17 protein-coding genes are annotated in these 24,682 nt (G+C 38.2%); 5 read left to right on the forward strand and 12 right to left on the reverse strand.

Annotated features, from left to right (window positions below; all coding sequences use genetic code 11):
* Position 1 precedes the first annotated feature (1 nt).
* Both lpxZ and H8744_RS04790 read right to left on the reverse strand, forming a co-directional pair.
* A complete protein-coding gene (gene lpxZ / locus H8744_RS04785) occupies positions 2-1,234 on the reverse strand; it encodes an LpxZ family protein (protein ID WP_262433740.1) in 1,233 nt (410 codons plus the stop codon).
* Between the two features lie 10 nt (positions 1,235-1,244).
* On the reverse strand, positions 1,245-3,077 hold the full coding sequence (locus H8744_RS04790; RefSeq protein WP_262433741.1) for an ABC transporter ATP-binding protein: 1,833 nt from the start codon (positions 3,075-3,077) through the stop codon (positions 1,245-1,247).
* A 206-nt stretch (positions 3,078-3,283) separates the two neighbouring features.
* Here H8744_RS04790 and H8744_RS04795 point away from each other — a divergent pair, with 206 nt between their 5' ends.
* Complete coding sequence (locus tag H8744_RS04795; RefSeq protein WP_262433742.1) at positions 3,284-4,123, forward strand: hypothetical protein; 840 nt, start codon at positions 3,284-3,286, stop codon at positions 4,121-4,123.
* 12 nt (positions 4,124-4,135) lie between these two features.
* Positions 4,136-5,074: an acyltransferase family protein gene (locus H8744_RS19010; protein WP_369410994.1), complete on the forward strand. Its 939-nt coding sequence runs from the start codon at positions 4,136-4,138 to the stop codon at positions 5,072-5,074.
* Positions 5,075-5,083: 9 nt separating this feature from the next.
* Here the strand turns inward: H8744_RS19010 and H8744_RS04800 are convergent, their stop codons facing one another.
* Genes H8744_RS04800 through H8744_RS04810 form a run of 3 tightly spaced genes read right to left on the reverse strand, consistent with a single transcriptional unit; the run spans position 5,084 to position 8,205 of the window.
* Positions 5,084-5,983: an alpha-1,2-fucosyltransferase gene (locus H8744_RS04800; RefSeq protein ID WP_262433743.1), complete on the reverse strand. Its 900-nt coding sequence runs from the start codon at positions 5,981-5,983 to the stop codon at positions 5,084-5,086.
* Between the two features lie 18 nt (positions 5,984-6,001).
* Entirely contained in the window at positions 6,002-6,979 is a 978-nt protein-coding gene (locus H8744_RS04805; RefSeq protein ID WP_262433744.1) for a glycosyltransferase family 2 protein, read from the reverse strand.
* A 35-nt stretch (positions 6,980-7,014) separates the two neighbouring features.
* Positions 7,015-8,205: a glycosyltransferase gene (locus H8744_RS04810; protein WP_262433745.1), complete on the reverse strand. Its 1,191-nt coding sequence runs from the start codon at positions 8,203-8,205 to the stop codon at positions 7,015-7,017.
* Positions 8,206-8,286: 81 nt separating this feature from the next.
* On the opposite strand from H8744_RS04810, the gene H8744_RS04815 reads away from it, so the two are divergent.
* The 3 genes from H8744_RS04815 to H8744_RS04825 all read left to right on the forward strand — a co-directional run bounded on the left by H8744_RS04815 (position 8,287) and on the right by H8744_RS04825 (position 12,988).
* Positions 8,287-9,345 carry a glycosyltransferase family 4 protein gene (locus H8744_RS04815; RefSeq protein WP_262433746.1) on the forward strand — a complete coding sequence of 353 codons (1,059 nt, stop codon included), beginning with the start codon at positions 8,287-8,289 and terminating at the stop codon, positions 9,343-9,345.
* 91 nt (positions 9,346-9,436) lie between these two features.
* Positions 9,437-10,498, forward strand: a complete 1,062-nt coding sequence (locus H8744_RS04820; RefSeq protein ID WP_262433747.1) for a glycosyltransferase family 4 protein — start codon at positions 9,437-9,439, stop codon at positions 10,496-10,498.
* Positions 10,499-11,008: 510 nt separating this feature from the next.
* A complete protein-coding gene (locus tag H8744_RS04825) occupies positions 11,009-12,988 on the forward strand; it encodes an FG-GAP-like repeat-containing protein (RefSeq protein WP_262433748.1) in 1,980 nt (659 codons plus the stop codon).
* 171 nt (positions 12,989-13,159) lie between these two features.
* Here the strand turns inward: H8744_RS04825 and H8744_RS04830 are convergent, their stop codons facing one another.
* From H8744_RS04830 to H8744_RS04860, 7 genes are all read right to left on the reverse strand, one after another.
* Positions 13,160-16,303: a hypothetical protein gene (locus tag H8744_RS04830; RefSeq protein ID WP_262433749.1), complete on the reverse strand. Its 3,144-nt coding sequence runs from the start codon at positions 16,301-16,303 to the stop codon at positions 13,160-13,162.
* Between the two features lie 35 nt (positions 16,304-16,338).
* Positions 16,339-17,781 carry a fimbrial protein gene (locus H8744_RS04835; protein ID WP_262433750.1) on the reverse strand — a complete coding sequence of 481 codons (1,443 nt, stop codon included), beginning with the start codon at positions 17,779-17,781 and terminating at the stop codon, positions 16,339-16,341.
* Between the two features lie 82 nt (positions 17,782-17,863).
* Positions 17,864-18,763, reverse strand: coding sequence for a FimB/Mfa2 family fimbrial subunit (locus H8744_RS04840; RefSeq protein WP_262433751.1), 900 nt, complete (start codon positions 18,761-18,763; stop codon positions 17,864-17,866).
* An 89-nt stretch (positions 18,764-18,852) separates the two neighbouring features.
* The gene (locus H8744_RS04845; RefSeq protein ID WP_262433752.1) at positions 18,853-20,064 is read right to left on the reverse strand and encodes a fimbrial protein; all 1,212 of its coding nucleotides are present in this window, start codon (positions 20,062-20,064) and stop codon (positions 18,853-18,855) included.
* 51 nt (positions 20,065-20,115) lie between these two features.
* The gene (locus tag H8744_RS04850) at positions 20,116-21,252 is read right to left on the reverse strand and encodes an OmpA family protein (RefSeq protein ID WP_262433753.1); all 1,137 of its coding nucleotides are present in this window, start codon (positions 21,250-21,252) and stop codon (positions 20,116-20,118) included.
* A gap of 11 nt (positions 21,253-21,263) precedes the next feature.
* Positions 21,264-22,091, reverse strand: a complete 828-nt coding sequence (locus H8744_RS04855; RefSeq protein ID WP_262433754.1) for a DUF3575 domain-containing protein — start codon at positions 22,089-22,091, stop codon at positions 21,264-21,266.
* Between the two features lie 635 nt (positions 22,092-22,726).
* Positions 22,727-24,667 carry an LTA synthase family protein gene (locus H8744_RS04860; RefSeq protein ID WP_262433755.1) on the reverse strand — a complete coding sequence of 647 codons (1,941 nt, stop codon included), beginning with the start codon at positions 24,665-24,667 and terminating at the stop codon, positions 22,727-22,729.
* Positions 24,668-24,682 lie beyond the last annotated feature (15 nt).

Consider the following 24,682-nt stretch of genomic DNA (forward strand, 5'->3'; position numbering starts at 1 on the left):
ATTACTTGAACTTTTTAATCAGGAAGCTCGGATTCACCCGAAGAAAAACACCAAATGAGAAACTGGTAGAGCTTCCCGGATTTATCATCTCTCCATCCGCTTTTGTCATCGTACCGGGAATGGATTGATAAACGTCCGCTTTAGCTCCTAATGCATAGTGCTTGCCGAAAGAACGCGAATATTCCACAGAGAGAAAATAGGTTTGCGGATCATCATAATAAGCACCTTCGTTTTTAGTAGAGACTGCTCCGAAGAAAGGAATACCCAATAATGAGATAAAATCTTTTGCTATAAAATAGCCACCCTTGACACGGATGTTTTTAAGATCAGTATAGGCGGCCGCATAAAGCCCTACCCCCTTTTCATAAGGCCACAAATGCCCTGCCTGCTGATAAAAAGCAACGGCATCGACTTCAAGGTTTACCCTTTTCAAAACCGGACGATTAATATTCCAGGTAATTCCGGCACCGATCGACCCATTCATCAATGTTTGAACCGAATTGGTATGTATCGTATCCTGTTCCCCTCCCCGGTGTTGAATGGTCATCTGCACAGGAGTGTAGTAATGAAACTTTGCCTCCGGACGATTGTATTTAATCAGCGTGGACAATCCGACTATAAAAGATTCCTGATGAGTGTCTTCCTCAAAAATATAACTTTGCCAGTTCACCCACGCATCCAGATGCAAATGCCGGGAATCATACAAGAGCTGAAAGCCCGTTTCAGGGTCGGAAGTAAGGTTAAGTTCAGGATTGTACATAGGAGCAATCAACCCATGATTGGAACCGCCATAAATATTTCCCAATACAAGGTTCACTTTCGATAAAGCGAGTTGCGCCCTGAAATAAGGCAAAATATGTGTTCCGCGCTGATACTGGTTCCCTTTCCATGTAGCTATATCATGATAAGCATAATTAGGATACCTGTAAGCACCACTATAAATCAAGGCATGAACACCCAATTCGAGTTTTATATTTTTCAGCGGATAAAAAACTCCTTTCGGCTGCAACCACAATCCCGGCAAAGAATAGCCTTTCATTACAGTGCCCGCATACTCATTGTCTTTGAAAAAGCTGATATTGTCCAGCTCTACGGACAATTCCCCTACACGATTCGGATTGATTTCATAGTCGGTCTTGCAAACTCGGTCTTCCACTTGTGCCCGGACGGAAATATCCGCCATGAAAAACATCGTTACACAAAGTATCCATCTAATATATTTGCCGTATTTCATTTTAAAAAGATCAAAGTGATTGCATATCATTCAGCCGTTTATAATAACCATTCAATGCCAATAATTCTTCATGTTTTCCACGCTCTACGATTTCTCCTTCATAAAGGACACAGATTTCATCCGCATTCTTGATAGTGGAAAGCCGGTGTGCGATGGCAATAGTAGTGCGTGTCTTCATCAGTCTTTCGAGTGCCTCCTGTACCAGACGTTCGGACTCCGTATCCAGCGCAGAAGTCGCTTCGTCAAGGATCAGGATCGGAGGATTTTTCAAAATGGCCCGGGCAATGCTGATACGTTGCCGCTGACCACCGGAAAGTTTACTTCCCCGGTCACCGATATTCGTATTGTACCCCTCTTCTTTCTCCATGATAAAATCGTGAGCATTGGCAATCTTTGCAGCTTCCACCACCTGCTCCATCGTAGCATTTTCAACACCAAAAGCGATATTATTGAAGAATGTATCGTTGAAAAGGATAGCTTCCTGATTCACATTGCCGATCAAACTGCGCAGATCGGAAATGCGTACATCTTTAATACTGGTGCCATCGATCTTGATATCCCCCTCCTGCACATCGTGATAACGGGGCAACAAATCGACCAACGTGGATTTACCAGAACCGGACTGACCGACCAATGCAACCGTTTTCCCCTTAGGGATAGTCACATTGACACTTTTCAGCACCTCCCGCTTACCGTCATAACTGAATGAGATATTTTCAAACTCTATCTTATCATTCAATCCATTCAGTGGTTTAGGATTCGGCACCTCTTTGATCTTATTTTCAGCTTTCAATATTTTATCCACACGTTCCATAGAAGCCAATCCTTTAGGGATGTTATAGCCCGCTTTTGAGAACTCTTTCAAAGGATTGATCACACTATATAAAATGACCATGTAAAAGATGAAAGAAGGAGCATCGATACTTGAATTATGCCCTAAAATCAATGAGCCTCCAAACCACAGCACTATGACAATCAGGAGTGTACCCAAGAATTCGCTCATCGGATGTGCTAATGACTGTCTGATTGCCACCCGATTGGTAGCGTCCCGGTAATCATTGCTGCATTTTGTAAAGCGGTCGACCATCTTTTTCTCGGCAATAAAAGCCTTGATGATGCGAAGCCCACCTAACGTTTCCTCCAATTGTGACATGGTATCACTCCATTTCCCCTGTGCTTCCAAAGAGTCGCGTTTCAATTTCTTGCCTACCACTCCCATCAGCCATCCCATACCAGGCAAAACCAGAATAGTAAATAGAGTCAACTGCCAGCTTGTAATAATCAACGTAGTAAAGTAGAAAATTATCAGGATAGGATTCTTTATCAACATATCAAGCGAACTGGTAATAGAGTTTTCAACTTCCCCCACATCTCCACTCATACGTGCAATGATATCTCCTTTACGCTCTTCGGAGAAGAATCCTAAAGGCAAAGACATCACCTTCGAATAAACCATTATACGAATATCACGCACAACCCCTGTACGCAAAGGAACCATAATGGCAGAAGAAGCAAAATAACAGGATGTTTTCAGAAGAGTCATAAATGCAAGGAACAGCCCCAGAAAGAGCAATGCCAAAGACGGACCATTCTTTTCAATCATCTCCGTGACGAAATAATAGAAGTTATTCACAAGAACTTCTTTCATTCCTACACCAGAGTCCCAAGGTATGAACTCATAAACCTTATTATCCATCTTGAACAATATCTGAAGAATAGGAATAAGTAATGTAAACGAAAAGACATTTAGCACAGCCGATAAAACATTCAGCACGATAGCCCAACCTAAGTATTTTTTATAAGGCGACACAAAACGTCGCATGAGTTGAAAGAATTCCTTCATTGCTTGTCATTAAATGAATTAGGGTGCAAAGATAGAAGTTATTTCTTTAGGAAAGTTCTATTCCTTATAAATTAATGTGAAGGCTACAGTAAATAATAGCTTAACATTCAGCATGGGAACACAATAAATTCAAAAACAGAATCAAATAATTTGGTAGTATAACTTAAAAATATATATCTTCACACTCCCAAAACCTGAAAGAAAAAATGAATCCCAAAATTTATCTCATCTGCTTTGCAGATTCCAGACTTCAAAAATCGACCAACCGGCTAAAAGGTGAAGTCAGCAACTTCAAAATGATAGATGAAGTACATTTTTATGGAGAAGAGGATCTTGAACCTTCTTTCAAAAAGGACTTTCACCCCATCCATTATCGGCGTGGATACGGATACTGGAAATGGAAACCTTACTTTGTAAAAAGGATATTCGAGCAAATGAATCAAAATGATATCGTCATTTGGTCTGACGTTGGCAATGTGTTCAACATAAAAGGAGAACAGAGATTTCTGGAATATATCGATATGCTGTGCAAGAACGAAACCGGGATTCTATTCTTCCGCCAGGAAGGAAACATAGAAAGGTATTGGACAAAAGGAGACTTGTTCCGATTCTTCAATGTACAAGATAACCCAGCCTTTACAGATAGTTCTCAAGCGTGGGCAGGCTGTTTCATCCTCCGAAAAACAGCCATCTCTCAGGAGTTCGTCAACAGATGGTACGATGTTCACATGAACCATTATGACCTGACCACAGATAAGAGATCGCAATCTCCGAACCTACCCGGATTCAGAGAAAACAGGCATGATCAAAGCGTCTTTTCCTTATTAGTTAAATCCTACGACAGCATACAGATTTCGAGCAACGAAGTGTATTGTGGCGAAAGGACATGGGAACAAATGGAACCTTATCCGATATGGGGTGCCAGAAAAACAGAATACAAAAAGAACAGAATACTCAATCTTATATTGGATCCTTATAAATGGCTGCAACGCAAGTATATGGCAGCATTTGAAGATATGTACTTCAATAAAGAGTTCAAATGGTAACATTTTCGCAGCATGAGAGATAATTTAATTGATTCAATAAAGGCCTTTGCTATTATACTGGTCATTTTAGGGCACAGTATACAATTTAATATACCCGAAAATTTTGATTCCGATTATCTATTTAGGATTATTTATTCTTTCCATATGCCTTTATTCATGTTTATCAGCGGTTATGTAACCATATTTTCAAAAAAGCCAAATCTAAAATCCTTGGCACGAAAGGCAAAGACATTACTCCTACCATATTTGTCGTGGGCTTTTATCAATTATTTCATCTTTCATTATGGAATGTCATTCTATGAATATCAAAAAATGGTAATCAATGAACCAGACAACGCTTTATGGTTTCTCTATGTTTTATTTTTCTGTCATTTAACTTTTTATTTTCTAAATAAAATTCCATCTCATTTTGATACATGGATCGGAATAATTATTTCCATCCCTATCATGTTGCTCCCCTTCCATTCATTTGGGTTCAACCTATTCAAATGGTACTTTTTCTTTTTTATAATAGGAAGAGGAGTAAGTGAGTACAAAAATCATCTAAGAATCAAAAACTCACTCATTCTTATTTTATCAGTCCCTTTATTCTTTTTCCTAAGCTATTTTTGGCATAGAACAATGTTGCCCAATTTCTTTCTTGGAAAGCCAGTAAGCGCACTCATCTATAAATTGGCCGTACCCTGCTTAGGAATTATTAGTACATTTTCCATATTCAAAGCCATTAATATCCAATCTGACTTTTGGAGTAAAGTAATTGGCAGGAAAACACTCGAAATATATATTGCTCACTTTTTATTCATTTTCCCATGCGTATCAATTCTTAAAGGTCATATGAATACTTGGTTAGCAATAGTACTAACATGTATTATCAGTCTATTTTGTAGTCTCTTATTTGCAAAATTAGTCAAACAAAACAAGATATTATCACTATTTCTATTTGGGAAATAATATTCTATATTATAAGAATATTGGATGTTGAAACAAGTTTTTCCATACATACTCTGTCTCATCATCACACAAAATGACATACTTATTCGAGTCATCACCTAAAAGGGCACCATATTTGCCTAGTGTCCCTTTGCTAGTAATGCAATGTCTACAATGAGCAATAAGAAATAAATCCATATAACCTTTATCAGAGCCATTAATATCTATCACTTTAAAGTTATCGTTTAATGATAAATTGCTAATTAGCTCTTTTTCCACCCAACTTGGTTCATCAGAAAAGAAATAAAAGTAAGGTAATAACAATTTCTCTTCAAAAAATCGAACCGCTTTCTTGAAATAATCAAACGAAGCAGGCTTTCCATATGCATATACGTCAACCGAAAGGTCTCCACGTCGTACATGTACTGCTACAGGACAAATACAATCTTTGATCTCTTTACACAACTCCTCATTCGAATTGTCCAGTACCCCCGGAGTCATTTTGAATAACGATCGGAATGTTTTCAGCCAAATTTCAGGAGGCAAATGATAGTATCCCCCCAAATAAACAGGAGGGGTAAACTGTAAAAAAGAGAAATCATCAATTCTCGTTCCCGAATTATTCCCTCCAAAATAACACTTTCTTTTATAAAAATCAACTGCCATTTTGGACGCTTTATCGAAGTGAAGATATGGAAAAGCTTTTAAAAGATCAAAATTACGAACAAATTTTCGATTTAGATCACTTCCCCATTCTTGAAAAAAGGAGACATCAAAACATACCAGATAGCCTTTTTCAGCATAAAGCTGCCCTAACAGATATTGATGCATTTGGGAACAAATACCTCCATCCATTAACAATATGACTTCCGGATGTACAAATCCAAACTGCATCAACTTTTTATAAAAACTTCTTTTTAGTTTACCCATTAATCTTTCTAATATAATTCAAATTTTTCCTTGTTTCTTATAACGTATTATATTAAAATAACCAAGCCATGGAGAAATGCGATATATCGTAATAATCTTTCGCTCACGCCGAGACAACAGATTTTCCAAATCAGGATATAGTTTTAAATCCCTTACTAATCTCTTTAAATCATTACGAACATCTTCAAGATGATTCCAAGAAATGCTTGTGAATGTTGTCCGTATATGAAGTCGAGCCATTCCTCTTTCATATTTCTTATCTATACCTAACTTTTTAAAAAATTCTTCCAGCCAAACCTGATATGCTCTGTAATTCAAATATTTCTCATCATTTACATTCACGGTTATAGACGTCGGAACCCTATTATAATTCAAAATAGGTTTGTCAAAAGATACAACTTTGGGATCATGTACTAACAATTGAACCATCATAATCGCATCTTCGCCATAATAAATATGAGATACAGTCTCAACCGCATTATCTTGAAACAATGACCTCCTTTGGAAATTTGACCACACGCTACAATATGCCTGTTCATTTAATATTTCATCTAAATAATCAGTTCCTTTCAGTTCATCAAAAGCCAATGCTCCTGAAAAACGTTTAGGTTGTCCTGGATAACAAAAATAGAAAGGAGCAGCGACAATATCTGCATTTGTTTCTTCCGCTCTTTTTACCAAACACTCAATTGCATTTTCTAGCAATGTATCGTCACTGTCCAAGTGTTGTATATATTTTCCATTCGCGACCGATAATCCCGATCGTCGAGCTAAAGGCAAGCCCTCATTCGTTTTATTAATTACTACAACACGTGAATCAGCAGATGCATATTTTTCTACTAAATACTGACTTCCATCTGTACTTCCATCATTCACAACTATGATTTCAAGGTTTTTATAAGATTGATTTACAACACTTCCTATACATGCTTCAACATAATTTTCACTATTATAAACTGGTATAATAACAGATACCAACGGGCATGATCCATCCATATATTTTATCCTTTAATAAAGCATTTTCCTTAGTCTTACACACACAATTCATCCAATAACTCTATCCACCGTCTTCCAACTACGTCAATGGAATACTCTTCTGCCTTCTTCACGATATCATTTCTCATTTCCTGAAGCAATTCTGGATTCTTTATTAATTTCAATAAAGAATCAGCATAACGATCCAAATCAAAAGGAGGAATGAGAACTCCATTTTTACCTGAAGGAGAAAGAATATGATGTACACCTGCCGAACAGTCAAAAGCAATGGGTACAACTCCATTCGCTTGAGCTTCTGTAAGACATAATGGCCAACCTTCGAATGTGGAAACCAAACATAATATAGCAGCTTCTCTATAATAAGAACCAACATTATCCGAAAAGCCGACAAAGCGAACCCGTTCCAAACCTTCCAGTTTAACTTTCTTCTCTAATTTTTCTCGTTCTTCCCCATCGCCTACGAGAATCAATTCCCAATCGGGCAATTGATTAAAAATCTTCCGCCAAATATCAATCAATCTATCCACCCGTTTATCAACATAACTCATTCTCCCTACAAACAGAAGCTGCTGCTTCTTATCCCAATTGACTAATTTGACCTTGCGTTCCGAATTTGGAATAACTCTCAATTTGGTATCATGGGCATCCAAAGATAGTCTTCTTATTAATTCATCTTTATATGCATCACACAAAACAACATAACGGTCTGCTAATTGATAAGTCTCTTTATACATCGCTCTGATCTTCCGAAAGGCCTTCTTAAACCATACATATTTGGGATATGATATCAAATACCATTCCAATTTGGATATCCATGAAACCATCCCACGTCTTCGGGCACGATCTAATATAAGTTCAGCTTCCCAAAAGGGTATACTATGCAAAGCATATACATACTTGCAATGAGTCTTTTGTAATATATCATTAATAAAAAGCATACGCCTTCCTACTGAAACAAGAACATTTATATTCAATCTATTAACCGACTCAACAATCGCATCAGCATCGATTTTGGACTGTTCTACGTATCTTTCCGGCAATTCTATCACCTGTAGGTTCAAAGTAATTTCTGAAGACACTTTTTCCTTACAAAACTTCCCTGCAAAAACAAAAACATCATACCCCGCTGCAACAAGAAAATTAGCCACGTCTATAGTAACTCTCTCTCCCCCTCCTCCCGGAAATTCATCATGGATAAACGCTATTCTTCTCTTCTTCTGTTGCATAATCCCACATTTATTTGTTTAACTGTACAAAAATACATATTTTTGCTACATTATTCAAAATCCTCCTAAAATAATCTGTATATGAGGCCTAAACAGACAACTGTCATATTCGACTGTGAAAGAATGAGATATCCAAATACAGGCTTATATGTATTTGGTAAGGAGCTGGTCACAGCATTACAAAAAGAATCTTTTCAAAGGGGGAAGAAACTCATGATTTATGCCAGAAAAAGCACTGTTGATGATTGGGGGATTAATATTGAGCGTAAAAAAGTATTCAAATCTTTACATAAGCGTATATTATTAACTCCTAAAGATACTGGTCTATGGCATAGCCCCTTTCAGTTATCTCATTTTTTCCCAAAAGGAAAGAAGATATTACTAACCATCCATGACTTAAACTTCTTGTATGAATTGAATGCAAATGCACAAAAAGCAGAACTATTCAAATTGCAAAAGATTGTGGATAAGAGCGTTCATATCGTAGCCATTTCTCAATTTGTGAAGAATGACATCCTGAGCCATCTTGACACTAAAGGTAAAGAAGTTTCCGTCATTTACAACGGATGTTCTATATTTAATGGAAGACTACAAGAACCACCTATAAAGCCACAGAAAAAGTTCCTTTTCTCTGTCGGCACCGTTTTACCCAAAAAAAACTTTCATGTGCTTCCCTGCCTGCTTCAAGAAAACGACTATGAGCTAATTATAGCTGGGGTACGGAGCGAATACGAGAACAAAATTATAGAAGAAGCTCAAGAACTTGGAGTTTCAGAACGAGTTAAAATCATTGGTACTATTCCCGAGGCCGAAAAACACTGGTATTATAAGAATTGCGAAGCCTTTTTATTCCCATCTGTAGCCGAAGGATTCGGATTACCAGTTATAGAGGCTATGTACTATCAACGTCCTATTTTTTTATCATTACACACTTGCCTTCCCGAAATAGGTAGCCACTACGCATATTATTTTAATCGAGATTTTGATCGCAAAAAGATGCAAGAGGAATTCAAAGAAGGAATGAGAGATTTCTCTTCCGGAAATATGAATCAGGATGCTATGAAAGAACATGCTCTTGGTTTTTCATGGGCAAACGCAGCCAAACAATATTGGGATATTTATGAGCAATTGCTCTCTTAATACCAACTAGAAAGAAAGAAGAAGAACATATTGAATCAAATAGCATTTAACCTAACCAAAATTCTTAACTTTGCAAAAAATAAACAGCAATATGGATAATACGATCATTTTCGACTGTGAAAGAATGAAATACCCCAATACTGGGCTCTATTTCTTCTGCGACATGTTGGCTGAAGGTCTTTCTGAAGAATCACTAAAGCATGAAGAAAAATTAGCGTTCTATGTACCCAAAGGATTAAAGAACCGTTGGGGAGCTAAATATGCATATAAGATCGTTCATAAAATCCATAAACTTTTCATTCCTTGTAATTCCAATATCAAAGTCTGGCATACAACCTACCAGCTTTCATCCTATATTCCCAATAACAAAAAGTTAGTATTAACCATACACGATCTTAATTTCCTTTATGAAAAAAAGAAAAGCAAACAAGGTAAATGCTTAAGAAAACTACAACGGATTGTAGATAAAGCAGATTACATAGTCACTATATCCGAGACTACCCGTAAAGACTTATTAGAACACATTGATTTAAAAGGTAAACCTATTGAAGTAATCTACAACGGACGCAATGTCTACACTGGTGATTATGTACAACCGACAGAAGTACCTCAACGCCCATTCCTTTTTACAGTTGGAACCGTACTTCCCAAAAAAAACTTTCACGTATTGCCCTGCCTGCTAGAAGACAATGATTACGAGCTTATCATAGCAGGTGTCCGCTCGGAATATGAAGAACGGATTATGAAAGAAGCCGTAAAGTTTGGAGTGGAAGACCGTGTGAAAATCATCGGTACTATCCCCGAAGCGGAAAAGCATTGGTATTTGCTCCACTGCAAAGCTTTCCTATTCCCCTCTATTGCCGAAGGTTTTGGGCTTCCGGTTATTGAAGCCATGTATTACCAAAAGCCAATTTTCCTATCTGACCATACTTGTTTGCCTGAAATCGGTGGTGAATTTGCCTACTATTTCAACTCTGAATTCAATGAAGCACAAATGCAGGCAGAATTCAAACAAGGTATGGACGATTTTGAGAACGGAGGTATTGATAAGGAAAAGATGAAGGAACATGCCCTCAGATTTTCTTGGAAAACCGCTGCAAAAAGATATTGGGAAATATACCTGAAACTAATGAATGAGAAAGAATGTGTATAACACACAGAAATATCTTTATCCACTACTATTTTATCTACGGAGTACATATAGCGAAAACATAAATGGCAATTAATAAGGATATCCTTTGCAAAGATATTAAACTAAAAAATAAATGGTAAAAACATGGGGATGTTGTGAAGTGAAACATCCCCATGTTTTATGTCATAACATCCGGATGTTATTACGTAAAACATCCGGATGTTATGAATTTTAAATATAAACATTTAAAAAGTTAATCATTGAACAACAATCGATTAGAATACAATTTCCATAGCACTTAACAAGAATAGTCATTGCCCATTTTATGGACATCTCAAATATACACTATATCCAATGGTCCTTTATAGCTATATTGAACAAAAAATCATTTGTTTAATAAAACTCTTTTTTCTCTTTTTACATATATATTTAAGCCTGACATCCTCCAATTAAAATAATTTCCTTCATTTATGTCTAAGTTCACAGAAATTAATCTATATTTGTGGATATATAAATTTTAAATATATTTTTATGAAAAAAAGAAATTTATTTGGAGTATTAGGCTTAACATTAAGTTTTTGCTCATGTTCAAATCTGGAAGAATTACCTATTGACTCCTCTCCTACATCTAACGAAATAATAACGAGAACTGCAGGAGATGGAAAGTATGATATTTTAGGGCACGGGTATAACATTACAAGCGCGTATTTAGATCCTAAAGCTAGTGGAGCGCTTGTTCTAGATATAGATAAATTAAAAAATAGAAACTTAATATTAGAATATAAATTAGAAGAATCACAATCTCGCTATACATCAGGTAAAGACGTTTACGATTTCACATCTAACATGTCTTCATCACTAAAAATAGAACCGGAATTTTTGAAAGTTATAGCTGGCGCATCTTTAAATGTAGCTTTTGGAGGAAATAACACTTATACATCAGACTATTCATTTGCATATTTCACTCAAAAATATGTAGATAGTAGATTTAGAATAGCTGAATCAAATATAAACGTATTACGTGAATGTTTAACTCAGCAATTTAAAGATAGAATTTCATCTTATACACCAGCCCAAATTGTAGAAGTATATGGTACACATGTTTTAAAAGACATTTATGTGGGTGCTAAATTAGAGGTATATTATTCCTCTAAGTCTACTACAACTTCTAAAAAACAAAATGTCGATGCTGGCTTAGGAATGTCTCTTGTCAATATTTTCAAAATAGATGGTAAATTTAATTACGACAGTTCCTTGGCTACAAATAACAAGGAACAATCTTTATTTTACTCAACTGTGGGTGGCGATCCTATGGTCGGTTTAATAGGCTCCCTAAATCCAGAAACATACCCATCCGTAGATATTTCCAAATGGAATGCAACAGTAAGAAATGCAACTCCTAAATTTATTGATGTGGATGCCAATTCTAAATCATTTATACCAATCTATGAATTAGTAGCCGATCCTGCCAAAAGCCAGGAAATAAAAAATTACATTACTAGTTATACAAAAAATAAAGAACTAAAGTCGGTAACATTGTATCCAACGGGTGCAGGTATGCGTTCAGTATCAGGATTGGGACAATTAAATGATGGAGGAGGTGTAACTATTGCTGATATTGATGGGAATGGTAAACCAGATATGATACTTATGGGAATCGATGCTCCAGCTAAAGATAATTCATTTTGGTATAAAGTTTTATTCGATATAGATGAGAATGGATATTCTTCTAGGCAATCTAAACTTTACACACTGCCAGGAGTAGGCTGGGATAACGCTGGAGGTGGAGTAGCTATAGCAGATTTAAACAAAAACGGAAAGCCGGATATGATTTTACTTTGTGCAGATGATCCTAATAATGGCAATACAGCAAATGTCTGTTACCGCATTGCATATGATTTAAAATCGGATGGGAGTTATTCTTCAATTTCTTCACCAAAATGCATTCCAGGTTATGGCAGCCATTATCAAGGGGCTGATATTGATATTAATGATATAAATGGGAATGGAATTCCGGATTTGTTAGTAGCCGTTTATGATAATCCGAAAGACATGAATAGCTTTGTATACCAAATCGCATTTGACTTAGATCCCTCCGGAAACTATAAAAGTTTGTCACCTAGCTACGTAATTCCAGGAGTTGGATATGAAGGAGATGGTGCAGGCGTTGCAGTGGGCGATATTGACAGAAATGGGAAATTAGATATTATATTTATGGCCATTGATGCCCCTGCAGGAAGTGATACTTTTGTATACAGAATACTTCCTGATATAGATAAATATGGAGTTAGTTATTCACCATTATCTGATCAAATTGGTTTACCAACCAGCTTATCCCCTTGCCAGAAAGGTGCTGGAGGCGGATGTTGTTTATATGACATAGATAATAATGGATTCCTTGATGTTGTCTTCATGGCTATCAAAAATGACTCAAAGGGTATAGATAATACTTGGAGATACATTACAGGACATAATTTAAATAAGCAAGGTATCCCTATGCAGTGGAGATAAGGCAACTTATAAGAATGAACATATTACTGTAAAAACATCATTTCGCCAGCCGAAATACAAAGTAAGTGTTGGAATAAAAAAATGATCCCTCAAGCGTAAATGCAAAAACATCAACTCTTGAGGGATTTCAATTAAAAATCTGCTTCGATTAATTCGTATCGATTATTCCGGCTACCTAAAAGCATCTGTAAAGTGATCACCGTACTGAGCTGTGTTGTAAATAATTGACCACAATGTTGCCCATAATACCCCACGACCGTAATATTCATTATTCGTGGTAGTCGCCAAAGCATTATAAACCGGAGTCCATGTATTGGTATGTTGAGAATCGCCAAGGAAAATGACCCGTTTTTGCAAATCAATGGATAACGAACACCCATTACCGGCTACTTCCAGTACTTTCGTTGCGCTGCCAGGTGCATCGAAAGTTCCGCTTATCCCATCTCTATAAAACAGAGCATTAAAATCAATCTTTTGCAATGGATTGTAATTGCTGAATGGTCCGTTCTTAACAATATAGTTCCATACAGAGTCATTGGAGTGTGTAGTGACCCAAGTAGCCGATGTACCGCTGTTGCTTCTATATGTATATCCCCATGAGTTGAATTTTGCAAACAGAGCCTGATTGTCAGAAGCACTATTATCAAGGACAACAACAGCAAACCTGTTTTTCTTCGGGCTGTTTTCCAACCATGTAATCAAATTATCATAGTAACCAGAAGCCGCAGTGGCGTATCTTCCGGAAAAGAGAACATTCACATCATCAGGTATACTCGCACCCACTCCTGCACTATTGCTTTCATTATTCGGCAAGGTGGGAGTTACCGGAGTATAAACCACACCTTTCGGGCCAAAGAATGTTGCATAATTTCCGTAATTACGGAAAACACTGAGAATGCTATTTCCAAGCGCACCATAGCCTCCATAAAGGTTGGCGACATTAATCGTGATAGGCTTGAGCATCGTCCTAACGATAGCAAAACGGGATGTCACATCAGTCCCCACCAATGTTAACTTCACATGATATGTAATATCACGGTTTGCATCCTTGTACAATGTCTTGGGTAATTGAATCTTAAACTTAGTTCCCATCGCATAATCAGTACCCCACGGCATTTCAGTACCGGTTTCACTAATCATTTTCACATCATAGATGTGCTGCAATGCAGGTTCGGGTTGTTCCAGTTCCGCAATCCACCTCATACTACTGCCTCCTTGCAAATTAACGGTTTGGGTCTTATCTTCATTTTCAGAGACGTAAAGAGTATTCCCCACAATACCCGTGCTGAAGGACATAGGCCGCTGAGTGATGGCAATCACTTGAGATTTCACCGTGGGATCGGCTTCTAACGCTAGATAAAGAGTGGCTTTCAAGGTATTACTACTTTCATTTTGTTTCTTGGCTCTCACGGTAAGACGATTAAGCTTCAGATCGGCAGCATCGTGCATGTCCCTTACTTCGAAAGCATCAGCATTATCACCCTCGAGGATATATGTCCATCCGTTGATTGTCGATCCATCGGTGGTCAATCCCGGATTGACAAGGAATGTGTTGGTATTATTTCCCGTAATCGTCAATTCACCATCATATTCAAAGTCAATCGAATTGACATACGGAGTCAGTTCAAATCCGGGTTCTCCATCTTGAATCAATAACATAGTGCTTTGTACCGATGGATCCTCCTTCAAACTAACCACTAGAAAGCCATAGCGGGGACTTGTCCCGGCATTGGCCGTATGTGTGTAAACCGGAATGGTATTATTCAAAGACTTACTACTGTCATAATCGGTCACAGCGGCTGAACCCACCTGATCGAAAGAGAAAAATGCTCCCGCTCCCGGTGGATAAATAGTCGCATTCCAATCGCCCGAACTGTTCACCGCAATGGACGGTGCCGCTACGCCAGCGTCATTAGTGAAATGGGAAATAGTCTTCGGATTTAACTCCAAATAAAGATCACCACCCTCTAACTGTACTATATCAATCGTTGCTTTCAAGTTACCAAAAGAAAGTTCTACCATGCCATTACGCTGATCTTTTACATTGTTCAGGGCAGTTGCCGAGACAGTCAATGTTTTACCGTTCAAACTTACAGAAAAGCCATTATCCAATATTTTTTTGCTGACAGACAGGGTTCCCTCTCCAAAAGTAAATATACCCAGATCATAATTACCACCGTTGGGCGTAAACATCACCTTTTTAGTCGGTATGGCCAGAATGTTATCACCATCGAACTGCACGGTTCCATGGCTGTCCATATCCCAATAGTTAATGGAGTAACTCAAAGAAGCTACTTCACCTTTATATGCCTCCAATTCTGTGGTGTACCCTTCCTTTTTAATGGAGTTGATTGTTAGTTTATATACGTTATTACGCTTGAGCGACTGCCCCGACCCGAGCGGATGCACATTAGCACGATGGTATGACACCATACCGGTGTCTCCATTTTTCACCCTGATAATCAAGCAAGTGGTTAATCCATCGTTTTGTTTGGGAGCCACCACATAGTTCTCAAAAGCGTAAAGCTTCCCCACAATAGCAGCACCGGCATCACTCTCCACCCCGTACAGTCTTGCAATTCGCACAGCTTCCTTGTCAAAAGCATTCGGCTCACCGTCCCATACAAAGAGAGAAGGATATGCATTCCAAACCGCAACGGATTCGAGGGTGTATCCTTTTGCTGAGTTATAAATATCAAAACGGGAAACGGAACGTTTCAATACGATACCGATCTTGGTATCTTGAGATTCCTTTCTCAGTGAAGTACTCATCAGTAAAGCTTCACTTTCCAGCGGTTTAGTAGTATACTCCGGTGCATCAGTGGCTGTGCCGGCCATAAATACCTGAATTTCGGCCTTGACTTCTTTAAAGTTCTTACTTTTGATTTCTGCCTTCCAATCGTCCAAGGTCTGCGAGCCGTCAATGGGCAAATAGTTATTCCCCATATTAGCTACCACTAAAATATCATAAGCGTCAGCCATGTTGAGTCCAAGGTCCGAAAAATCGAACGTCATATCGGTATTCATTTCCAGCGGTGTACTCGATGTAGCCATCAACTCTTTCCATCCTTTAAAATCACCGGTTCCGTTACTGTTTGATTGAAAGAAAATCAGATCAAGTGTTTTTACATTCTCTTCACCTGCTTCAGGTGCAATCGCAGCACGGGTTGCCATTCCACTGGTAGGATCCTGAATACTGAAGTTTACAATCAACTTGCCGTTTCCCGCTGAGGCAAACTGACTATTGTCGTCCAAGCTACAAGACGTGAAAATAGCTGCAGTCAGGAGAAAAACGGACCATAATATTTTTTTCATACTATCTTTGTTTTTTTATGTGATTATACATGTAATTATTCTCCCAAATCAACACCGATATCACCATCCAGTTCCCAATCATTTTTCCCCCGGTCAACGCGGGATAACTTTATTTCCAGTCTGATTCTTCCGGAAAGCAATACGACAGTATCGGAATTGGCAGCGGCAGAGTCTTTATCAAAATCGCCCAAAGCCGTTGTTTTAAAGCCAATGGGATACCCATCTGCATTGCTAATCAATTCAACTTTAAAACGGTTGTTTTGAATACCATTTGCCAATGTCGTCGTCGCTCCGTTTATATCTGTCTTAAATGCTAACGTTATAACTTCCGACAAAATGTTACTATTCATTCCAATAGTCACTGCCGGAGGCATTTCACGATACAATACTACGGTGCGCTTTTCTATCCACAGGTAGTAATTGCCACTCAAGCCCATTTGTCCCTCGGTCATATTCCATTCAACCACATTGACATTCAAATGAATCGAAGGTTGTTCGGCAGCAGTCTCTTTATCAGTATATCCGGGACCGCTCACAGAATTGATATTGAAGACATACTTTTTATTTCGTATAATCTTGATAAGCTTATCTGTTTCGGAATTTTCAAAATCAATGGGATAGTAATACTTCGTTCCATTGTATACGGCTCCGATCACAAGGCGGGTATGTCTTTTATCTACTGCTTCGTCCTCCGTGTCATTATCGTATAGATACAGTTTATTGGCTATGGACCGATTGACCGTATTGTAACTTTTAGACTCTAAAGTCAAAACTGTTTCCATTCCTACAGGAGAGTATGCCTCTTGAGCTTGGCTGTTTATGATATTACTGGAAACATCGCCTAAAAAGCCCCTATCCGGAACGTAGTATAAAGTAGCGTCATTCATTGTAAAGTTATCAATATCGGCTACCACATAGATGTCTACCGAAGCAACCGACCGGATTAGACTTAATAACGGCCAATAGTTGATCACATCATCTTTCACTTCTTGTTTTTCGAGTACTCCCCACATAGGTAAATTTGTAAATGCTCCATCGTTCTGAAGCAATCTTCGGGGAGCTGTATCGAGAAGCTCATTCCGGAAGAATTCCCAATCAACCTTCCCTTTATATTGGGCAACTGCCGTATCATCAGGAAGCATCTTTTCTATAAAGGAGCGACAGTTAGCCAGGAAATAGGCATCATAATCGATCCCTACCGGAAGAGTAGTCCGCAACTTTCCATTGACTTTGAATGTAGTCCGCCAACATACAAACTTCCCGTTAGAATCAAAAAGTAAGACATCCAGATTATCAATAATATTTTCATCAGGAGTAGAATACTCAATGTTACGGGTTGTAGGATTTGCTACAATAGATATCTCGACATTAGACTCACCGGAAGAATGGATAGCGGGGGACTCTTCGTCAATCGTTGTTTGGCATGACCAAAATCCTACCAACATAAGTATAGTTGGTAGTATAAATAATCTTTTCATTCTTTTACTATTTTTCATTTCGCGAGAGACCCCGCCTTTATAATAAAATTAAATGTACTCAGAAAAAAAGTACATTGTTATTTTAAAGTACAACCAGCCCTTTACGGATCTGCCATGAATCGGCTGTAATAACTGCTTCCAGCTTGGTTGGCCTAATCACAACATTCACTTCTGTGCCACTTTGGGCTTTTACCTCGGTATCTACCATCAATCGGGCTATTCCGTCCGCAAAGAGTTTGACTACCAAATTATCTTCCAATCCGGTAGCTGAGTCGGTGGACGCAGGCATTACTTTATTCCTCGAAATGTATTCATCGCTGTCCTTTAAATAAGAAAAATTGTCCTCTATTATAATCCCGCCACCGGATTGTTTATCTCCGGCTACTTCATACGAATACGACGATCCTTCGATGTTTACACTAAGTTTCCCGGGATATTGAGTCCTAAAATCATTCCCGTCTTCTATTATGACGGTAATAGTGCATAACTGTTGTTTGACATCAACATTGAGAGTCCTTTCTTCCAAAGGGTTCTGATTGAACATCAAGCTTTTTAGAAAAAAATCCCGGGCAGAACCACTATACGCGTGGGACTGTCGAGTCAGCCTCTCACCCATGATAAACCTTGCAGTCGAATAATTCTCGTCATCAAGGCATACCGGTGAAAGTTTATTTACAGCCTCATCTCCGGATAATGACCATGCTACCAGATAAGTATTTCCGACATATTGCTGTTCTATAGAATAGGGCTTCCCTCCTTTTATATTTTCATAAGGAATATGCAATGCCTCTATTTTTTTGCCTTCGCTATCATACAGATATAATTCGATATCACTGGCCACCAAGCGGTCAAAGTTAGCCGTACTCCCGTCATTCGTGAAGATCAGATTCAAAGACTCACCATCACAACCATCGTGGGGCCCTTCGTAAGTGCATCCAAAACAGGATAACATTATCAATAATATCAGAAATACTTTCTTCACGGTATAATAATTTTCTGTTAATCGTTTGTTATTCCCGAAGGGATATAATACCCTTCGGGAGAATTAGTAATCGGTTATATAGGTACTAATTACAAATCAACATTTTCAGTTCTGACATCCCAGTTGGCGACTTCAATATTGATGGTAATCGTACTTTCGGTCGGATCGACTACCGGACCTTCATTTTCAGCCTCCTTCGGAGTGGACCAACCTACGGTTTTGATATCATTCATCGTTATACGATAGATGCTGTTACGGTAGATTTTCCAAATATCATCTTTCAATAGATTGACTCTCCAATAACGAGTGACAGCACTTACTCCTGTCCCGGAGAATGTCCCTTGAATAATGAGAGCCACTACTTCATCTTTATTAAAAACTGTCGCAGCCGATCCGTCACCACCTTGTATGGTAGAAGGTATGCATTCGTATACATAAACCGGCTTAGCATATGCGGCCGGCAAGAAACCGTTTGTAGTTTCACTGGCATCATCATTTTGTACAGAATATACAGTTTCGACAGTTCTCCCATCGGTAGAAAAGGTTGTTTTGAAATTGGAGGCAGTTGCAAAACGCTTCCAATTATCTAGATTTTCATATTCAAAAGCCAGCGATTGGTTGATACCATTAATTACCATATAACCGTTGAATGTCCATGCAAGATCACTTGGAACGGTTCCGCTTTCATCAAGACCCAGTATTTTAAGCAAATCGGCCTTAGGAGCAGTAATTTGACTTGCAGGATCGACCTTAGGACTTTCAATCTTACTCAGTAAACGGCGAACAGAAAGGTTCAAGGTATTTGTTTCACCTTCCACGACATTGACCGTACCTTCTGCAGCCATAGAAAATCCGGTTGCGTCACTTACATCGGTACGGGAGTTTGAGCCACCCAAAGAAAGTTCTTTATATAAACTGCTTTCCTTGAAATTAGCTAAAGAAGCAGGAGCAGATGAAGGCTCACCCAAATTTTGATTTACAGCCGTAAAGACTGTAAGATTCCCGGCATTTACCAAAAAGGTGTACTGGCTATTGGGAGTCAATGCTGTGGGCTTATAATATTTTTGGTAAGACCCATCACCATTGAAGACGAAGAATTCTAATGACTTAATGTCATTTTCTTTAGCCGAGCCGGCTTCATCTCCGGTCAAAGCCCGGGTACCGACATTTCCTTTTACGTTAATGGTAATTGCAGCTAATCCACCTTGGTCAGGAGCCGGATTCAAATTGTTGTCGGAATCACTACAGGATAGCAAAGCGAATGCAGTTGCATAAACTGCCAAGATTTTTTTAATTTTCATAATTCTAAAGTTTAGTTATTAATGTTGTTTTCAAGACTATTACAGATGGCTTTATTTAGTTTTCTGATCTATATTTTCATAAAAGACTTTGATACAAGTACCCGAACGTAACTTCGGGAAAAAGTTCTTTAGCATATAACGGTAAGGGACACCACCTTTCAGACCCATCAGTTCGATTCTTCGACTTTGCTTTCCATTGCTTCCTTTAATCGTGTTGGAATCAATGATAGGAAGAACTTCTTCTTTATATGGCATATCAGATTCATCCACCATCCGATACAAGCCGAACCAATCAATTCCTCCATTGATCATCTCGAACGATTTCTTATCAATTTTCGTTCTTTGTATCAGATAGTCTCTTAGCGCAATAGCGCGCTTTTCCGCAAAATCTAAATTCATACGATAATCGCCTTCAGGAGATGCATAACCGACAATAAGGATATCAGTAACCCGGCTATCCGGAGAGTGATTGATTTTATCAATAGTGGAAACTAATAAATCAAGATTCTGCTCATTATCCTGATAGCCGGAATCTATCATCGAAGATCCTGATTTGAATAAAATGGAAACAGACTTATTACCGTTTTCCTTACCAAACTCAGACCTCTTGGAAATAGCAGTAAGAAAATTATAGTCTTGTGACAATCTTTCAGCAGTAGTCTGAACTGGCGTAATCTCTTTGATAATTTCTATAATTTCGACATCAGGGTCTTGAAGGATTCTACCGTCTACGGTTGCTGTTGTCAGCATGGCCCGTTTGGTACATATTTTAGTTGAACTCTCAAAAGCAAGTATACTCCCTTTCATCCAGTCTTCATATTTCATCTTAGCATTGTATACAAGCATCTGTTTATAGCCTACCACTTTCATGCTTTTCTGGTAATATAAACTTCGGATAAAAGATATTTTACCCCTTTTCCCTACTATTGCAAAAGGGAGAAACTCTGCCTGGTGAGTTCCATCGGATATGACAGGAGTCACCAAAATGACCTCTTTCTTCTTGATAGAGAATTGGTCGGGAACGAAATTAAAACTGAGTTCTATGCTGTCGCCTAGATTTTTCACCTGAATATTTGTAATTAATAATCGTCCTCTATCGGGTTCTCCACATGCTGCCGCATTCGTATGAAACGATAGTAGTAATAAAAAGAGTGAAATTATAATTATGGAATGATTTGTTAGTCTCATGACTTTCCTCTCTATTTAATATTATAAATCAGCGAAATACCGATCTTAGTTGGTCCGAAAAAGGTCTTAGTGGAATGCTGCGATTCACCACAACACCAGTCTCTATTATCTGTCTTGTCAAAATCAAGATGTACTATGCCTACACCGAGAAAAGCCTCAATCGCCCATCTTTTGGATATCAGCCAACTGTAACCATAAGTAAATCCGGCACCTACTCCCCACCCTTCGTAACGATAGTCTTTATCAAAGATATTAAAGAGTTTATGACCACCGATATTATATTTGGTTGCAATGCCATGTATGCCGATAAAATGTCCATTTGTAGTTTCGCAGAACCAATATCTCAATTCCGGTTGAACCATCCAATGTACCCATTTATCATTATCGCCTTTTTTCCCTTCACGGTTCCACGGATTATATCCCCCCGTTATATTCAAACTCATCTTCGGACTCACCCCAACTTCTAAGCCTAAATTGGGAGTCAATGTTGCCGCATATAAAAGATTCGTTTTGATAGCCCAGGACAAGCTTCTTTTTTTCTCTTTCTTCAGAGGGGTTGGCATATTGACTTTTATCATTACATTATCTCCCAAATGGTTGCTGTTATCAATAATCGTATCGATAATTACTATGCTTTCACGATGCTCCATCTTAAAAGTATCTTTTCCTACTATTATCGGTGTAATCTCACATTCATCTGGACCGAACAAGAGAGATTTAGATATTTCTTTGGACTCAATGCCGATTGAAGCAGGGGAGCAATCCGGAGCCTGCCCGAAAGAACGTCCTAATGCCATTCCTATAAAAACAAGCAAAAGCCTATATCTTAAACCTTTCATTCTATTTTTAATAACATACCGCATAATAACTGCCACAGTTTAATCATTAATTATTATTTACGTCATATCCAAACAATACAGAGAATCCAGAAGAGACTATTGTCACTTCTGCTACACTGTTTTGCTATTAAATTCGAGAGAGTTTTTAATGGACTGATCTATCACTTACGTCCAGCACTATTAACATCTGACGATATATTTACCTATATGCACTATATTGCAAGTTACTATCAGGCTATGTGATTCTCTAACATCAATAAGTATTGATTTGTTTTCAGAAAAAATGAATACTTTGTTTTTTAAATATCAGCATTGTCCTTTTTGTAATGTATATTTCTTCTTTTTCAAAACAAATATACACACCTTTTCTATTACAATAATTCACATAGGCCAGCCTACAATATTGACTTGCCGACTATGAAGTTAATTAATCTTTTGCAAGAAAAAAAATATAGCTTTTATGCTGATGTTTATTGTCTATAGTGATAGTATTGAATGCAATCTAGGTAAACTATTCTATAATTAATAATTTATTGGCAATATTAGCTATGATGAGGTTCTATCCCGCAAGTGCTATATTGGCATTTGAGGTAAATCTAAGGTAAATTAAAAAAGAATCTTCACAAGCAATTACATCAATTTACAGTAAGCCGATCCGTATTCATACGAACCATATACTGTTGAATCATTGCTTTTAATTCGGCCTCCATGGATGTCTGTAATTCCGGAAAAGAATCCAACAAGTTGTGTTCCAACAAACGGTCGGATACGAAATCATAAAAAGCAATGGATTTCTCACCATCGAATTGAAGAAGATACTTGCCTTTATGATATTGATATACGCCATTCACATAGTTCACAGCATAAGTTTGCGCTGGCGGAGTAGTCAATAAATCACATCCGAAAGAGACGTAAGGCTGGTCGTATCCCAAATAGTTCAAGACAGTAGGCATGATATCGATCTGTTGGGCAATGGCATCAATATGCCCTTTCAAATCACCTCCGGGATAATAGAAAATAATCGGAACGGCAAATGTTCCGCTTTCTGTCATATATTCAGGATGCTCTGTCTGATTGGTGTGATCAGCGGTGATCACAAATAGAGTATTATTAAACCAAGCTTCGCGCGAAGCAGTTTCAAAGAAACGCTTCAATGCATAATCCGAATAACCTATGCACTGATGAATAGGTAAGGTGCCCTTCGGGAACTTTCCTTCATATTTCTTAGGTACAACATAAGGATGATGGGAAGACGCGCTAAACAGTGCGGCTGCAAAAGGTTGTTTGAAATCTGAAAGCTTATCAGCAAAAAACTGAAAAAACTCCTCGTCCCATATAGCCCAGCGGCCATCGAAATCATCGTCATTATCATATTCCGTTCTCCCGTAATAGTCCTGAAAACCTGTAGCACGAGAGAAGGCTTCAAAGCCCATCGACCCGTTTTCAGCACCATGAAAGAAAGCAGTATAATAATCTTTCTTTCGCAGTTCACCGGCAATCCCCGATACTTTATTCATAGAAGCGGGAGTCAAGAAAAAAGGTTCTACGAACATAGGTATTCCAGACAATATGGAAGGCATTCCATCAATACTCTTCCGACCGTTTGCAAAGGAATATTCAAATGTCAGGCTCTTAGATATCAACGAGTCTAGAAATGGAGTATAACCGGTATAAGTCCCACCATCCAAATCCTTGTTCAAAGCTCCGATGTATTCCTTTCCAAAACTTTCCATGATGAATACCACTACATTCAACGGCCGGAATGTGATACTGTCGGCAGGTTGATGGACAGGTGAATAGATAGCTTCCATTGTCGCATCATCATTATAATATGCAGGAACGACAAAAGGTTTCTTGCCAATGGTACGGATCATGGCAAAAGGAGTGTTTAGCACTAAAGCTGTTTCAATGGGACGATTTACATATTGATTAGCATTACTTACGGTTATAGGACGTACCGCAGCCCCAATACCGCCACGCATGCCGAAAATACAAAAAGGAATGATAGCAACCAAACACATTAATTGAACACCATAGTATCCCCATAGATTCGTTTTTCCGAACGTACCGAAAGGCTTCCGGTAAAGCTTGAACATACCATAGATTAATACGATAGCTAATAATGTCAAATACCAATGGTTCAAGATTTCTATGCCGATAATTCCGGCTATGTTATTTTCGTGACTGAATTCGTTAAAAATAGAAGCCGTAGTTCTCCGATTAGTGAACTGGAAATAAACAGTATCCATCAGATTCATAATCAAAGCCATGCTATTAGTGAAGATGAACACACCTTTTACTACTTGCTGATAACGCTTTGACTCTTTGTAATGCAACGGTATAAACATCAGGAAGATGTATAAAGCGTTGATATAAATAATTGCCGATGTGTCAAAAACAAGTCCTCCACGCACGATAGTCATCAATTCCGTTCCTGTCAATTCCGCATAATATGAATGGTTTACCCACAAAAAAACAAACCGGCAAAGCATAAACAGAAAATAAGAAAGTGCCAGATTACAGATGCCGGCAAGCACCACACGCACATAGGGCATGAAAGAAAAGGATTGCTTCATATCAATGTAAAATCA

It is taken from the genome of Jilunia laotingensis, assembly GCF_014385165.1.
GTDB classification, from domain to species: domain Bacteria; phylum Bacteroidota; class Bacteroidia; order Bacteroidales; family Bacteroidaceae; genus Bacteroides; species Bacteroides laotingensis.

Coding starts and splice junctions, on each gene's coding strand:
- lpxZ (WP_262433740.1), bottom strand. CDS start 1,234: ATGAAATACGGCAAATATATTAGATGGATACTTTGTGTAACGATGTTT.
- H8744_RS04790 (WP_262433741.1), bottom strand. CDS start 3,077: ATGAAGGAATTCTTTCAACTCATGCGACGTTTTGTGTCGCCTTATAAA.
- H8744_RS04795 (WP_262433742.1), top strand. CDS start 3,284: ATGAATCCCAAAATTTATCTCATCTGCTTTGCAGATTCCAGACTTCAA.
- H8744_RS19010 (WP_369410994.1), top strand. CDS start 4,136: ATGAGAGATAATTTAATTGATTCAATAAAGGCCTTTGCTATTATACTG.
- H8744_RS04800 (WP_262433743.1), bottom strand. CDS start 5,983: ATGGGTAAACTAAAAAGAAGTTTTTATAAAAAGTTGATGCAGTTTGGA.
- H8744_RS04805 (WP_262433744.1), bottom strand. CDS start 6,979: ATGGATGGATCATGCCCGTTGGTATCTGTTATTATACCAGTTTATAAT.
- H8744_RS04810 (WP_262433745.1), bottom strand. CDS start 8,205: ATGCAACAGAAGAAGAGAAGAATAGCGTTTATCCATGATGAATTTCCG.
- H8744_RS04815 (WP_262433746.1), top strand. CDS start 8,287: ATGAGGCCTAAACAGACAACTGTCATATTCGACTGTGAAAGAATGAGA.
- H8744_RS04820 (WP_262433747.1), top strand. CDS start 9,437: ATGGATAATACGATCATTTTCGACTGTGAAAGAATGAAATACCCCAAT.
- H8744_RS04825 (WP_262433748.1), top strand. CDS start 11,009: ATGAAAAAAAGAAATTTATTTGGAGTATTAGGCTTAACATTAAGTTTT.
- H8744_RS04830 (WP_262433749.1), bottom strand. CDS start 16,303: ATGAAAAAAATATTATGGTCCGTTTTTCTCCTGACTGCAGCTATTTTC.
- H8744_RS04835 (WP_262433750.1), bottom strand. CDS start 17,781: ATGAAAAGATTATTTATACTACCAACTATACTTATGTTGGTAGGATTT.
- H8744_RS04845 (WP_262433752.1), bottom strand. CDS start 20,064: ATGAAAATTAAAAAAATCTTGGCAGTTTATGCAACTGCATTCGCTTTG.
- H8744_RS04850 (WP_262433753.1), bottom strand. CDS start 21,252: ATGAGACTAACAAATCATTCCATAATTATAATTTCACTCTTTTTATTA.
- H8744_RS04855 (WP_262433754.1), bottom strand. CDS start 22,091: ATGAAAGGTTTAAGATATAGGCTTTTGCTTGTTTTTATAGGAATGGCA.
- H8744_RS04860 (WP_262433755.1), bottom strand. CDS start 24,667: ATGAAGCAATCCTTTTCTTTCATGCCCTATGTGCGTGTGGTGCTTGCC.